The 14,222-nt window shown below is 61.5% G+C and carries 14 protein-coding genes; 7 read left to right on the forward strand and 7 right to left on the reverse strand.

Going from position 1 to position 14,222, the window contains the following annotated elements:
- Positions 1–3 precede the first annotated feature (3 nt).
- From murJ to C8N42_RS12860, 3 genes are read right to left on the reverse strand one after another with little or no spacing between them, the layout of a single operon-like run.
- Positions 4–1,545: a murein biosynthesis integral membrane protein MurJ gene (gene murJ / locus C8N42_RS12850; protein WP_107816974.1), complete on the reverse strand. Its 1,542-nt coding sequence runs from the start codon at positions 1,543–1,545 to the stop codon at positions 4–6.
- A complete protein-coding gene (locus C8N42_RS12855; protein ID WP_107816975.1) occupies positions 1,542–4,364 on the reverse strand; it encodes a [protein-PII] uridylyltransferase in 2,823 nt (940 codons plus the stop codon). Before C8N42_RS12855 ends, murJ begins: the two co-directional genes overlap by 4 nt.
- Positions 4,324–5,502, reverse strand: coding sequence for a penicillin-binding protein activator (locus tag C8N42_RS12860; protein ID WP_107816976.1), 1,179 nt, complete (start codon positions 5,500–5,502; stop codon positions 4,324–4,326). Before C8N42_RS12860 ends, C8N42_RS12855 begins: the two co-directional genes overlap by 41 nt.
- Before the next feature lie 116 nt (positions 5,503–5,618).
- Between C8N42_RS12860 and rsmI the strand changes: the two genes are divergently transcribed.
- The 5 genes from rsmI to C8N42_RS22080 all read left to right on the forward strand — a co-directional run bounded on the left by rsmI (position 5,619) and on the right by C8N42_RS22080 (position 8,898).
- Positions 5,619–6,476, forward strand: coding sequence for a 16S rRNA (cytidine(1402)-2'-O)-methyltransferase (rsmI, locus tag C8N42_RS12865; protein ID WP_107816977.1), 858 nt, complete (start codon positions 5,619–5,621; stop codon positions 6,474–6,476).
- 6 nt (positions 6,477–6,482) lie between these two features.
- The gene (locus C8N42_RS12870) at positions 6,483–6,866 is read left to right on the forward strand and encodes a YraN family protein (RefSeq protein ID WP_107816978.1); all 384 of its coding nucleotides are present in this window, start codon (positions 6,483–6,485) and stop codon (positions 6,864–6,866) included.
- A gap of 225 nt (positions 6,867–7,091) precedes the next feature.
- Positions 7,092–8,027: a glutathione synthase gene (gene gshB / locus C8N42_RS12875; protein WP_107817034.1), complete on the forward strand. Its 936-nt coding sequence runs from the start codon at positions 7,092–7,094 to the stop codon at positions 8,025–8,027.
- Positions 8,024–8,542 carry an alpha/beta hydrolase gene (locus tag C8N42_RS22075; protein ID WP_107816979.1) on the forward strand — a complete coding sequence of 173 codons (519 nt, stop codon included), beginning with the start codon at positions 8,024–8,026 and terminating at the stop codon, positions 8,540–8,542. The genes gshB and C8N42_RS22075 overlap by 4 nt, the downstream gene beginning before the upstream one ends.
- 17 nt (positions 8,543–8,559) lie before the next feature.
- Positions 8,560–8,898 (forward strand): alpha/beta hydrolase, encoded by a 339-nt coding sequence (locus C8N42_RS22080; protein ID WP_281261415.1) that lies wholly within the window; start codon positions 8,560–8,562, stop codon positions 8,896–8,898.
- Here C8N42_RS22080 and C8N42_RS12890 read toward each other — a convergent pair.
- From C8N42_RS12890 to cobU, 4 genes are all read right to left on the reverse strand, one after another.
- On the reverse strand, positions 8,891–10,402 hold the full coding sequence (locus tag C8N42_RS12890) for a YifB family Mg chelatase-like AAA ATPase (protein WP_107816981.1): 1,512 nt from the start codon (positions 10,400–10,402) through the stop codon (positions 8,891–8,893). The genes C8N42_RS22080 and C8N42_RS12890 overlap by 8 nt on opposite strands.
- A gap of 103 nt (positions 10,403–10,505) precedes the next feature.
- Positions 10,506–11,192: a glutathione S-transferase gene (locus C8N42_RS12895; protein ID WP_107816982.1), complete on the reverse strand. Its 687-nt coding sequence runs from the start codon at positions 11,190–11,192 to the stop codon at positions 10,506–10,508.
- A gap of 75 nt (positions 11,193–11,267) precedes the next feature.
- The gene (locus C8N42_RS12900) at positions 11,268–11,837 is read right to left on the reverse strand and encodes a histidine phosphatase family protein (RefSeq protein WP_107816983.1); all 570 of its coding nucleotides are present in this window, start codon (positions 11,835–11,837) and stop codon (positions 11,268–11,270) included.
- The gene (cobU, locus tag C8N42_RS12905; protein WP_245890116.1) at positions 11,834–12,355 is read right to left on the reverse strand and encodes a bifunctional adenosylcobinamide kinase/adenosylcobinamide-phosphate guanylyltransferase; all 522 of its coding nucleotides are present in this window, start codon (positions 12,353–12,355) and stop codon (positions 11,834–11,836) included. Before cobU ends, C8N42_RS12900 begins: the two co-directional genes overlap by 4 nt.
- A gap of 144 nt (positions 12,356–12,499) precedes the next feature.
- Here cobU and C8N42_RS12910 point away from each other — a divergent pair, with 144 nt between their 5' ends.
- Positions 12,500–13,381, forward strand: coding sequence for an RNA polymerase factor sigma-32 (locus tag C8N42_RS12910; RefSeq protein ID WP_107816984.1), 882 nt, complete (start codon positions 12,500–12,502; stop codon positions 13,379–13,381).
- Positions 13,378–14,211 carry a ChaN family lipoprotein gene (locus C8N42_RS12915; RefSeq protein WP_107816985.1) on the forward strand — a complete coding sequence of 278 codons (834 nt, stop codon included), beginning with the start codon at positions 13,378–13,380 and terminating at the stop codon, positions 14,209–14,211. The genes C8N42_RS12910 and C8N42_RS12915 overlap by 4 nt, the downstream gene beginning before the upstream one ends.
- Positions 14,212–14,222: the final 11 nt, after the last annotated feature.

Consider the following 14,222-nt stretch of genomic DNA (forward strand, 5'->3'; position numbering starts at 1 on the left):
CTTTCAGCCGCCGCGCCGCACCGAGCCTTTCAATTCGACGAACCGCACCGCGCCGATCAGGTGGGCGATGGTGAAATAACCGACGATCCCGATGGCAACGAGCAGGAGCGTCCCCAGCCCCCGGGACAATTCGAACACCGGAGATAGTCCGATTTCGCTGCCCCAAAGGAGCAGGCCCATCAGCAGAGAGGCGATCAGAATGCGCGGTGTGCGGCGGATCAGCCGGGCATCGGCATGGACTTCGTCGCCCATACCCTTCTTACCGAACCACAAAAGCGCGACCATGCCCCAGGCGGCAAACGTCGTGGCGACGGCGGCGGCGAGATAGCCAATGACGAAAGACAGGCCGATCGCCACGACTGCGTTGATCACCATGGCGTAGAGTGCGAAGCGGAAGGGGCTGCGGGTGTCCTCGCGGGCGAAATACAGAGGTTGCAGCACTTTCTGCATCACGAAGGCGGGCAGGCCGAGACCATAGATCATCACCGCCAGCGCCGTTTTGTGCGCATCCTCGGGAGTGAAAGCGCCACGCTGGAACAGGAAGGAAATCAGCGGTTCGGGAATGACAATCAGCGCCATGGCGGCGGGTACGGTCAGCAAAAGCGCGAATTCGAAAGCCCGGTTATAGGCATAGCGTGCCCCCTCGCCGTCCCCGGCCTGCAAGCGCCGCGACAGATCGGGCAGAAGCACGATGCCGATGGCGATGGCGACGACGCCGAGGGGGAGTTGATAGAGCCGGTCGGCAAGATTGAGATACTGAAGCGCGCCGTCTTCGGAAAACGATGCGACCTGACGGCCGATCAGAAGGTTGATCTGCACGACACCACCTGCGAGGGCCGCAGGCCCGGCAAGGATCAGCAGACGTTTGAGTTCCGGTGTCAGCCGCGGCACCCGCGGACGCAGGTTGAAGCCGATTTGGGCAGCGGCATACCAGACCACGGCAAGTTGGGCGATGCCTGCCACCGGGATGGCCCAGATCAGCGCCCGATCCACTGGTAGACCGAGTTTCGCGGCCCCAACCATGGCGACGGAAAGCACAATGTTCAGAAGCACGGGCGCGGCAGCGGCCGCGGCGAAACGACCTGTGGCGTTCAAAATGCCGGAAAACAGCGCCCCCATGGAGATGAAAAGCACATAAGGAAAGGCGATGCGTCCGAAATCCACCGCCATATCGAAGCGCTCGTCGCCGATGAACCCCGCCGCCATGGCGGCGACCAGAACAGGCATGAACAGCGTTGCCAGAAGAGTGAGGACAATGAGCGCTGTGGTCAGAACCGACAGCGTGTTTTCGGCAAACCCCTTTGCATCTTCTTCGGCCTCGAATTTCTTGGCGAAGAGCGGCACGAAGGCGACGTTCAGAGTCCCTTCGGCGAAAAAGCGGCGAAACATATTCGGGAGGGAAAAAGCTACGACAAAGGCCTCTGCGGCAGGACCCGCGCCGAGATAGGCGGCGATCAGAGCATCCCGGACAAAGCCGAGGACACGGCTCAGAAGAGTCCAGCCGCCAACGGTGACAAAGCCCCGGACGAGGCGAATCGGTTTCATTCGGAATGGGCCCGTTTCGCGCCGGTCACGATGGCCTCGCGCAGTTTCTTCTCAAGCGATTTGCGCTTGGATTCGGCATGGAGTTTCATCCCGAACATGTCCTTCACATAGAATACGTCGACCACCTGCGCGCCGTAGGTGGCGATCTGGGCGGTGACGATGGAAATGTTGTTTTCGGCCAAAACCCGCGTCAGGTCGTACAAAAGGCCGGGCCGGTCGCGCGTGTCCACCTCGATGATGGTGAATATCTCCGAGCCTTCGTTGTCAAACGAGATCGAGGTCGGCACGTCGAACTTGCTCTCGCGCTTCTTGATCTTGTCGCGGGATTTGAGTGCATCGCGGGCCAGCACTTCTCCGCGCAGAATCTTGTCGATCATCTGGCGCAGACGCGGCAGGCGGGCGGTCTCGAACGGGTTGCCGTCCTTGTCCTGAATCCAGAACACGGCAGTCGCATAGCCGTCTTTCGAGGTATAGGTGCGTGCATCCACGACGTTGGCCCCGACGAGCGCCAGTGCCCCGGCAAGACGCGAGAAAATCCCGTGGTGATCGGCCAGTGCAAAACAGGCGCGGGTGGCGTCGCGATCCTCGTCCTGATGCAGGTCTATGCGAATCTCGTCGGCCTGGATGTCGCGCAGCAAACGGGCGAAAATCTCGTGGGCGGCAAAGGGCAGGCCCTGCCAGTAAGTGCTGTAATGACGCTGAATTTCGGTGCGCTTGTCGGCGGCGCTCCAGTCCGCGAGGCGCGAGCGCAGTTCCTTCTTGGCCTCGCCCTCGCGGGCATCGCGGTTGATTTCTTCGAGCCCGTGTTCCAGCGCATAGGCGGTCTGCGTGTGCAGGTTGCGTATCAGCGTCGCTTTCCAGTTGTTCCACACGTCGGGGCCAACGCCGCGAATGTCGCAGACCGTAAGCACGGTCAGGAGATCGAGGCGTTCTCGGGTCTTTACTGCCTTGGCGAAATCGCGCACCGTGCGCGGATCGGCAATGTCGCGTTTCTGGGCGATGTCGGACATCAGAAGGTGATAACGCACCAGCCATTCGACGGTTTCGCATTCGGCAGGCTTCAATCCCAGACGCGGCGCAACCTTGCGCGCGATCTGCGCGCCGATCACCGAATGGTCCTCGTTGCGCCCCTTGCCGATGTCATGCAGCAGCAGGGCGATGTAAAGCACCCGACGGTTCACGCCCCCCTTGAGGATGCGCGAGGCCAAGGGCAGGGCGTTTTCCAGCTCGCCGCGCTCGATCTCCGCGAGGTTGGAAATCACCTGGATGGTATGCTCGTCCACCGTATAGCTGTGATACATGTTGAACTGCATCATCGCGACGATGTGCTGAAACTCCGGGATGAAAGCGCCCAAGACGCCCAACTCGTTCATCCGGCGCAGCGAGCGTTCCGGGTTGCCGTGTTTCAAGAGCAGGTCGATGAAAATGCGCTGCGCCTCGGGATCGCCCCGCATCTCGTTGTCGATCATACCGAGATTGGCCGAGATCAGTCGCATCACGTCGGGGTGCAGGAGATAGCCGGTGCGTAGAGCCTCTTCGAAGACGCGCAGCAGGTTGAGCTTGTCGGAAAGAAAGGCTTGGCGATCACGCACGTTGAGCCGGTTGTGTACCAGTTCGTACTGGCTGCTGATCTTGCGCCGACGCTTGAACAGACGTTGAAGCGCGGGTTCCTGCTTGACGTGCTGCGCTTCGAGCGAGGTCAGGAAAATCCGCGTCAACTCACCCACGCGGGTGGCATGGCGGAAGTAATCCTGCATGAAATGCTCGACGGCGGGGCGGCCGGAATGGTCGATATAGCCCAGATGTTCGGCCACCTCGACCTGCATGTCGAAGGTGAGCTGGTCCATCGGACGCCCGGCGATCAGGTGTAGTGCATTGCGCGCCGCGTGCAGGAAGGTCTCGGCCTCCTCGAACTGACGAAACTCCTCCGGGGTGAAGACGCCCGCCTTCACCAGATCGGCGGCATTGCGCACCCCGTGCACGTATTTCGCGATCCAGAACAGCGTGTGCAGGTCACGAAGCCCGCCCTTGCCTTCCTTGATGTTCGGTTCCACCACATAGCGTTGCCCGCCTTGCTTGCGATGTCGGGAGGCGCGTTCCTCAAGCTTGGCTTCGATAAACTCGCGTGCAGAGTTGCGGAACAGCTCGTCGCGAAGCTGTTGGTGGAGTTGTGTGGCGAGTTTGCGGTTGCCCGCCAGAAACCGCAGTTCCAGCATGGCGGTGCGGATGGTGAAATCCTCGCGCCCGAGCCGGATGCAATCGCGGATCGTGCGGGTGGAATGGCCGACCTTCAGATGCAGGTCCCAGAACATGTAGAGCATGCTCTCCACCACGCTTTCGATCCAGCCGGTGATCTTGTGCGGCGCAAGAAACAGGAGATCGACGTCGGAATAGGGCGACATCTCCCCACGCCCGTAACCGCCAACGGCCAGAACCGCGATGCGCTCTCCCTCTGACGGGTTCGGATTCGGATGCAGCCGGGTCATGGAGGTAAAAAGCACCGTTGTGACGAGGCAATCGGTAAGCCAAGCATAGGCACGCAGGGCAGGGCGGGCGTTGCGCGGCGCTTCCGTCATGGCACTTGCAATGGCGGCACGACCGCGTTCCTGTGCGGCGTTCAGAACCTTGACCGTGGCCTTGCGCAAGGCGGCGGCGTCAGGGGTGTCCTCCCAGCACGCCTCGAGCTGCGCTGCCACTTCGGCGACGTCGAAAATCGCGTCTTCAGCACAGATCAAAGTGCCGGGTGGGCTTGGTAGAAAACTGGCAAGCGCCGGGGTGTCAGAACCCGGCGCCACCGAAGGCTCTTGGTGCAGGGTCAATCTCGATCACCTGATTGTTTTGAATGGTCGCGATGGAGAGGCCGCGTTCGTTGGTGCCGTTGGTGCGCAGGCGGAAGATGCCGTTGACGCCGACGAAGCCGGAGTTGCGGGTCAGGCCCTGTGTGGTCAGTGCGTTTTGATCGCCCGCTTTTACAAGCGCACCGATGGCCGCGATGCCGTCATAGGCGAGACCTGCGAGCGCATGGGGCGGCTGGCCGTAGGTGGCGCTGTAATGGCCGGAGAAATTGGCCGTCAACTGCTGATCGGGAATGGCGAACCAACTGTCTTGCAGACCGGGCAGGGTAAGGGCCGACGCCGGGACGTTCCAGCGCTGCAACCCGATATATTGCGGGTTGGGCGATTTGATGCCGTTTTCCGGCAGCATCTGCGCCAGAAGCGGCATAGCCCCGTCATTGCCGGAGGTGAAGAAGATCGCATCGGCACCGGTGCTGCGGGCTTTGGAAGCAATCGGCTGGATCGCCTGAACCACGCCCTGCTGGCTCATCTCGAAGCTTTGTTCCCCGACCAGGGTTGCGCCCTGACGCGAGATCGCGGCCTTGATCGCCGCAGCGCCCGCGTTTTCTGCGGCGCTGTTGCCGTTTACCACCATGATACGGCCCTTGCCGTTGGCACGGGCATAGGACATCAGCCGGTTGGCAGTGTTCTCAAAGGTCGGTCCGAGGATGAAGACGTTGCCGCCCGCGATGTCGGGGTTGTTCGAGAAGGACAGCACATTGATTCCGGCATTGGCCGCCGGGATGCCCGCGAGCTTGGCGGAGCCGCCATATACCGGTCCGAGGATGATTTTCGCACCGTCGGCAACGGCCTGAGATGCGGCAGCGGAGGCGCGTTCGGCCTGTCCGCCGGTCGGGTAGACGCGCAGGTCAATGGTCACGCCGCCGAGATCGGCCATCGCCAGACGAGCGGCGTTTTCGAGTGAAGTTGCGAGCGCCACGTCCCCCGCGCTGGCTGATTCGTATGGCACGAGCAGCGCGACGGGCACCGGTTTCGAGGTGTTGATCGTCGGGCCGCCTCCGACCGGGAGTGCACCCGGATCACAGGCGGCAAGGCCCAGAAGGGACAGGCCAAGCGCGAATTTGGCGAGCGACTTGCGGGCGGCGCGCAGAACGGCGAACATGGGGAAACCTCATTCCTGACGGCAAACACGGACGCGACACGAAGGGCCACGCGATTTAGCGGGCAGACTATGCGACACGTTCCCAAGAGTAAACGCCGCAAAAAACCGAGAGACCAGTGATTTATCAAGCCAAGCAGCTTCCCGCCGGACTTTACTTTCTCGCCACGCCCATCGGGAACGCGCGTGACATCACGCTACGGGCGCTCGATCTGCTGGCCTCCGCCGATGTTCTTGCCGCAGAAGACACCCGCAGTCTGCGCAAGCTGATGGAAATCCACGGCATTCCGTTGAACGGGCGTCATGTGATCGCCTATCACGACCATAATGGGGCGCAGGCGAGACCCGGTCTTATTGCCTTGATGGAACAGGGAAAATCCGTGGCTTATGCATCGGAGGCCGGTACGCCTCTGGTGGCTGATCCGGGATTTGCGCTCTGTCGGGAGGCCCTTGCGCGTGGCATCCCCGTGACCTCCGCGCCGGGACCGTCCGCGATGATCGCGGCTCTGACGATCTCCGGCCTGCCCTCGGATCGTTTTCTGTTCGCGGGGTTTCCGCCCTCTTCTCAAGGGGCACGGCTGAAATTCTTTTCCTCCTTTGCCACCGTTCCCGCGACGCTCGGTTTTTACGAAAGCCCGAAGCGCGTTCACAGAACGTTAGGAGAATTGTGTGACACTCTGGGGGAGAACCGTCCGGCGGCGCTGTGTCGGGAATTGACCAAGAAATTCGAGGAGGTGCGCAAGGGTACGCTCAGGGAATTGGAAGAAAGCCTGCGCGACGCGCCGGTGAAGGGCGAGATCGTCCTTTTGGTCGGACGCGCGGAGACGGAAGAGGTTTCAGAGGCGGATCTCGAAGCGGATTTGGCGGAGGCGCTGGGTCAGATGTCGGTTAAGGATGCGGCCCATGAGGTGGCGGCGAAACACGGGTTAAAGAAACGGGATGTGTATCAGATGGCGCTTGCGATGACCGGGAAGTGAAGCGGTATGTCCGAAGAAGACACCGATAATTCACGTCGTGCACGCGGGGAGCGGGCCTATCACTTCGGCTTGTCAGCGGAAGAAAGTGTGGCGCGAAACTACGAACGGCGAGGCTATGCGCTATTGGAACGCCGCTGGCGAGGGGCAGGCGGGGAGATTGACCTGATCTTTCAACGGGGTGAAGACATCGTCTTTGTCGAGGTGAAAGCCTCGAAAACCCATGGCCGGGCTGGCGCCTCACTCGGTGCAAGGCAACAGGCCCGGCTTTGTGTCAGTGCCGAGGATTATATCGGGCGCCTGCCAAAGGGGCTTCTGACGCCGATGCGGATCGACGTTGCGCTCGTGAACGGGGCGGGCGAGGTCGCGTGCCTTGAGAATGCGCTGATGTGAGGAAGTGCATGTGACCTTGCGCACAGGACATTCTCATTGAATGCGAAGCCGGGCTGGTCCATCTAAAGGGAAATCAAAGCGGTTTTCGTTGAGCCTGCTTCAGGCTTGGCGGAAAACGTTGCCGCAGATAATGAAGTCGCGGCGTTTCTCAAAAGTGAGTGCCTCAAGTGTTTGAGAAACGCTTTAGTTCCGGGAGATAAACCCTTGCCTTCGACAATTGCGCCCTTGAAAGTCGCGATCCAGATGGACCCGATCGGTCCGATCAACATTAATGCCGACAGCACGTTCCGGATCATGGAAGAGGCGCAAAAGCGCGGACATGAGCTGTTCTATTACACGCCGGAGCATCTGGCGTTTCAGGAGGGTCGTGTCACCGCACGCGGCTGGCCGGTCAAAGTCCGTCGTGTCGAGGGAGATCACTACAGCCTCGGGGAAATGACCGAAGTGGACCTGTCGGATTACGATGTGGTCTGGCTGCGGCAGGACCCACCGTTCGACATGGGGTATATCACGACCACGCATCTGCTGGAGCTGATCACGCCCGGCACTCTGGTGGTGAACGATCCGTTCTGGGTGCGCAACTATCCCGAGAAGCTGCTCGTGCTGCGTTTTCCGGAGTTGACACCGCCCACCGCCATCGCCCGCGATCTGGAAACCATCCGCGCCTTCAAGGCCAAACATGGCGATATCATTCTCAAACCGCTTTACGGTAATGGCGGGGCGGGGGTGTTCCGGCTCGATCCGAACGACCGCAACCTGTCGTCGTTGCATGAGTTGTTCACCTCCATGTCGCGCGAGCCGATGATCGTGCAGAAATTTCTGCCCGACGTGTCCAACGGCGACAAACGGGTGATTCTGGTCGATGGCGAACCTGTAGGGGCGATCAACCGGGTGCCGCAGGCGGGAGAAACCCGCTCGAACATGCATGTCGGCGGGCGGCCTGAGAAAATTGGCCTGACCGAGCGCGATCTGGAGATTTGCGCAAAAATCGGGCCGCTTCTGAAAGAAAAAGGTCAGGTGTTCGTCGGTATCGACGTGATCGGCGACTACCTCACCGAGATCAACGTGACGTCGCCGACGGGGGTTCAGGAGCTAGAACGTTTCGACGGCACCAACACGGCGGAAATCATCTGGCAGGCGATCGAGGCAAAGCGCGCATGAGCCTCAGAATGCGGCTGGTCGCGGGGGCGTTGAGCCCCATCGTGAAGGCCGCATTCAGCCACGCGCAAAATCCGGTGCCGCTGCGGGAAGGGGTGGACCTGACGGCGAAGGCCACCTTGTTCGTGCCGCGCGATACGGAGGTCACGCGGGATGTGCCGGGGCTTCCGGGTATGTGGATTCGCCCTCCGGGTTGCGACGCTTCCCGCGTGATCCTGTTTTTCCATGGTGGCGGTTATGTCGCGGGCAGCCCGCATACCCATAAACGCCTGGCCTGGCGGCTTGCGAAATGCGCGGGGCGGTCCGTGTTTCTTCCGGCCTATCGGCTGGCTCCCGAGCACCCCCTGCCCGCGGCTTTCGAGGATGCGAAAATCATCTGGCAGGCGCTTATCTCCTCCGGTTTTGCGCCGGGGGACATCGTGCTTGGCGGTGGTTTGGCTCTTACGCTTCTGTCCGGGCTTTGCATGCGTGGAACGCCGCCCGCCGGTGCCTTGGCTGGTCGCCTTTCACCAATCTGACGCTTTCGAGTCCGTCGATGACGGAAAACGCGACGCGCGATCACTTTTTTCCGGCCATGCGTGCTGAGGAACTGATCGGAATGATTCTTGGTGACAGCGATCCCCGAAACCCGAATGTCTCACCGCTTTTTGCATCCTTCCCGAACTGTCCGCCGGTGCTGTTGCAGGCTTCGGATTGCGAAATTCTGCGCGATGACAGTATCCGTATGGCCGATCATCTGCGCCACGAAGGGGCGGAGGTGAGGCTGAGTGTGACCCAAGGTGCGCCGCATGTCTGGCAGATGTTCGACGGGTTGTTCCCGGAGGCGCGTCAGGCGATTGAGGAGACGGGGCAGTTCATTGAGGCGCTCAATTGAGCAGCCCTGCAACCACCCGGTAACTCAAGGCTTCGGCCAGATGCGGGCGGCGAATGTCCATGTCTCCGGCCAGATCGGCGATGGTCCGCGCCACGCGCAAGACCCGATGATAGCCCCGCGCCGAAAGCCCGAGGCGTTCGGCGGCCTTTTGCAAAAGCTCCCGCCCCTCGGCATCGGGCGTTGCGATCTCTTCGAGCTGGCGTCCCTCGATCTGGGCATTCACCCGAAAACCTGTGCCCTCGAACCGCTCCGTCTGAAGCGTGCGGGCCTCGGCCACGCGGGCGGCGACGGTGGCGGAACTGTCGCCGGAGGGTGGCAGGTCGAGGTCCTGAAACTGCACCGGCGGCATGTCGAGGCGCAAATCGAACCGGTCCATCAAGGGACCGGAAATCCGCCCGAGATACTCCTCGCCGCAAAGCGGCACCTTGGCGCAGGCCCGCTCCGGGTCGGGCAGATAGCCGCATTTGCAGGGGTTGGCCGCAGCCACCAGCATGAACCGCGCCGGGTAATGCATATGGGCATTGGCGCGCGCCACCATGACTTCGCCGCTCTCGATCGGCTGGCGCAGGGTTTCAAGAACGGGGCGGGGGAATTCGGGCAGTTCGTCAAGAAACAGAACGCCATTATGGGCGAGAGAGATTTCGCCCGGTTGCGCGCCACGCCCTCCGCCCACAATGGCGGCCATGGAGGCGGTGTGATGCGGTTCCCGGAAGGGCCGCGCGCGGGAAATGCCACCCTCGTCGAGAAGTCCCGCAAGCGAGTGAATGATTGAGGTTTCCAGCGCTTCCTGCGCCGACAGCGGGGGCAGGATCGTCGGCAGACGCGCGGCCAGCATGGATTTGCCGGAACCGGGCGTGCCGACCATGAAGAGATGATGCCCACCTGCGGCGGCGATCTCCAGCGCGCGTTTGGCTTTTTCCTGCCCCTTGACGTCGCGCAGGTCGCGGGTGTGATCGGGGAGGGTGATTTCGCCGGGATGGGCCTCGTGCAGAGGGCGGTCCCCGGTGAAATGCCGCAAAAGCTGCGCCAGCGTTTTGGCGCCGTAAACCGGGGTCGCCCCGACCCAGGCGGCCTCGGCCCCACAGCCCTCTGGGCAGGCAAGCACGCAGTTCAGCTCTGCCGCTTTCAGTGCGGCGGGGAGTGCGCCATTGACCGCCACGAGCGAGCCGTCCAAGGCCAGTTCTCCCAAGGACAGGGTCTCAGCGGCCTTCTCTTCGGGGATCAGGCCGGTGGCGGCGAGAATGGCTATCGCGATAGGCAGGTCGAAATGCGAACCGATCTTGGGAAGGTCGGCGGGGGAGAGGTTGATGACGAGTTTCTTGGAGGGCAGGGCGATCTGCATGGAGGCGAGCGCAGCCCTGACCCTTTCGCGCGCTTCGGTAACAGCCTTGTCCGGCAGACCAACGATGGTGAAGCTCGGCAGACCCGGAGCAATGGCGCATTGCACCTCGATGCGCCGCGCTTCGACGCCCTCGAATGCGACGGAAAAGGTCCGTGCGACCATGGTCTGAAACTCCCGTTAACGAATGTTAACCCGTGCTACCGCGAACGTGGTTAGCAAATGGTTAACGGGGCTTCGTCGTGGTGCGGAATTCTCGCGTGGCAGGTCAGATTTCAACGGGCCATGGGGCAGTCGGCAGGTCGAGCGCATAAGGCACGGGATCGTAAGTGACGGTCAACCCGTCCGCGCGCCATTTCTGAAAGGCCGGGTCGGCAAGGTGTGCGTTCACATAGGCGGCAAGACGGTTGGAGACCGGCAGGCCATAGCCCGCGATCCGGGCGGCAACCGGTGCGTAGAAAGCATCGGCGGCGGAATAGGCGCCGAACAACCAAGGCCCCTCGCCGGAAAAACGGTCGAAGGCATGACCGAGGACGAGTTCCAGCCGGTCGAGATCCGCCTGAACCTCGGCGCTCACCTCGAATCCTTGATAGCGGTGCAATAGCTGCATGGCGCAGGCGGAGCGCAGGGCGGAGAAGCCAGCGTGTATCTCGGCGACCAGCCAACGGGCATAGATGCGGGCCTGCGGATCGGAGGGCCAGAGACCCGCTTCGGGATGGCGTTCGGCGAGGGTCTCCGCCAGCGCGATGCTTTCGCCGATGACCCAGCCCTCGGGCGTACAGGCGGTGGGCACGAAGCGGGCGGGGGAGAGCGGCGTGAGGTCCTGTTTCATCGTGCCGGCATAAAGTCCGACCATGATTTCGCGATACGGGATGTCGAATTTCTCGAACAGGAGCCAGCCGCGCAGGGACCAGCTTGAAAAGCTTTTATCGCCGATGAAAAGATCATAAGACATGGGAACCTCCTGATGGTACAGGCAGGGTAGGCGGCTTTTTATCATCATAAAAATTCATATTTGTAACATAAATTATCAATATTTGTGATTTATTTGCGTGCAGGACCACGGGCCTGACAGGCCTTCCGGACAGTCGATCAGGGTGCAGGACAGCGGATCAATCTTATGAGCGAGCGCTTCAAAGGCGGTACAGCGCAGGGCCTTTTGCAGCAGGGCCAGGATCACCCCCATATGCGCCACCACGATGGTTTCGCCGGACAGGGCCGAAATCCCATTGTGAACCCGTGCGGAGAATGTATTCCAGCTTTCGCCGCCCGGAGGCGCCACGTCACCCGGCGTTTCGAACACCCGACGCGCCAGATCGCCATCGCGGGCCTCGATTTCGGACCATTGCAGCAACTCCCAGTCGCCGAAATGTGTCTCCCGCAAGCGTCGGTCGTGGGGCAGGCGGGGGCGCGCAGCCTGAATCGCGCTGGCGGTGTCCACGGCTCGGCTCAGATCGGATGAGATCACCGGCACCTGCGGCAGGGCCTGTTCCAACCGGGCGATGGCCGCATGGTCGGAGAGATCGGCGGGGAGATCGCTCCAGCCGACAAAGCTTTTCGCATGGGTCGGTCCATGGCGGATCAGCCAGAGGCGGCTCACAACAGCCCCTCCGGCAGCGCGCCCTTGAGTACGAAAGGCAGCCCCGCCATGACCCCGACCACCGTGCCCGCCTCTTCGGCGAGCCTCCGGTTCAGCGCGCCTTGGGCAATGCGAAACCGGCGGGCAAGAGCGTTTTCCGGCACGATGCCAAGTCCGACCTCATTGGACACGACGACGATTTGCGCGGGGCATTGCCGGATCGCAGAGAGCAGGCTTTCCGTCTCCCGCTCAAGGTCGTGATCCGCGAGAAAATGGTTCGTCAGCCAGAGTGTCGCACAATCGAACAACAGAATCTGACCCTCCCGGACCTCGGAAATGACCCGATCTGCGGCAAAGGGTTCCTCGATTGTGCACCAGTCGGGGCCGCGATTTGTGCGGTGTTGCTCAGCCTTTGTGCGCATTTCTTCATCGAAGGCCTGTGCGCTGGCGAGGTAGATTTTCTCCAAGCCACTGTGAAAACATATTTTTTCCGAAAAATCGGACTTTCCGGAAGAGGCGCCGCCAAGGACGACTGTCATATTTGCGCACATGATCGTGAGAACCATTTTGGAACCATTTTGCTAGGCTTTGCGTATCAGGAGTAGCCACCGCTCGCAAATGGCTGTCATCGGATCCGCCTTTGAGCCAGAGCCAGAGCGCACACAGACCTACAGGAGGGGACCATGGCACTTGATGTGACTGCATCGGACAATGTCCTGCCGCGGCGGGCGATGAAAGCGGAAATGCTGGATGCGGAGACGGAGATGCAGCTTGCACGCGCCTGGCGGGACCAGCGCGACGAACAGGCGCTGCACCGTCTGATCACCGCCTATATGCGTTTGGCGATTTCGACGGCGGCGAAGTTCAAACGCTATGGCGCGCCGATGAGCGATCTTATTCAGGAGGCGGGGCTGGGGCTCATGAAAGCCGCCGAGAAATTCGACCCCGATCGCGGCGTGCGGTTTTCGACCTATGCCGTGTGGTGGATCAAGGCCTCCGTGCAGGATTACGTCATGCGCAACTGGTCGCTGGTCCGGACCGGGTCCACGTCGGCACAGAAATCGCTGTTCTTCAACATGCGCCGGGTTCAGGCTCGTCTTGAGCGCGAGGCAATGGCGCAGGGCGCGGCGCTTGACCGCGATCAACTGTTGCAGATGATCGCCATGGATTTGGGTGTGCCGCTGCGCGATGTCGAGATGATGGACGGGCGCTTGTCCGGCTCGGATTTCTCGCTGAACGCCCAGCAATCCAGCGATGAAGAGGGGCGCGAATGGATCGAGACCCTCGCCGATGAAGGCGAAACCACCGCCGAGATGGTCGGTGAGGCGCATGATCAGGCGCAACTCAGGACTTGGCTCGGCGAAGCAATGGAGACGCTGAGTGAGCGGGAGCGCTTTATTCTGCGTGAGCGCAAGCTGGCAGATGAGCCGCGCACCTTGGAAAGCCTCGGTGAGGAGTTGTCTCTCTCCAAGGAGCGCGTGCGGCAATTGGAGGCCGGTGCTTTGCAGAAAATGCGCTCCATGCTTGAAACGAACCGCCGTGAGGTCCATCATTTCCTCTCATGAGAGAGATCATTGCCCTCGCGGTCGTTCTGACTGCAAGCCCCGTTTATTCGGATCAGATCACGCCGGAGGCGCTTGAAAGCCTGCCCCCGGCGGATGTCGTGATTCTTGGCGAAATCCATGACAACCCGTTCCATCACGAACATCAGACGCGGGCGGTTGCAGCTTTCGCGCCGAAAGCGATTGTGTTCGAAATGTTGAGCCCGGAGCAGGCGAAGGTTGTTACGCCGGAACTGCGCAATGATGAGGCGGCTTTGGCGGCAGTTCTGGAATGGGAAAGTTCCGGCTGGCCGGATTTCTCCATGTATTACAGTATTTTTATCGCCAGCGATGCTCCGGTGTATGGTGCAGCCCTACCGCGCGAGGCCGTGCGCGCGGCGTTTTCCGAAGGGGCGGCGAAAAGCTTTGGCGAGGAGGCGGTGCGGTACGGGCTTGATCGCGCCTTGCCCGAGGAGGTTCAGGCCGCACGCGAAACACTTCAGTTCGAGGCCCATTGCGCGGCGATGCCGCTGAATATGATGTCGGGTATGGTCGAGGCGCAGCGGCTTCGCGATGCCGGCTTTTCCCGCACTGTGATCGAAGCTTATGAGGACACTGGCGGCCCCGTCGCGGTAATCACCGGCAACGGCCATGCACGCACCGACTGGGGCATGCCTGCGGCCCTGTCTCTGGCGGCCCCGGAATTGCGTGTCCTGTCCATCGGGCAGTTGGAAGACACGCCCGAAGAGACCCCGCCCTATGATCTATGGCTGGTCACCCTGCCTGTGGAGCGCGACGATCCCTGTGCGGGGTTTGCGGTTCCATCCGGGGATGGGAACGAAGACGGGGGCTGAGCATTGTCTCA

The organism is Celeribacter persicus (assembly GCF_003050785.1).
In the GTDB taxonomy this organism is placed as follows: Bacteria; Pseudomonadota; Alphaproteobacteria; order Rhodobacterales; family Rhodobacteraceae; genus Celeribacter; species Celeribacter persicus.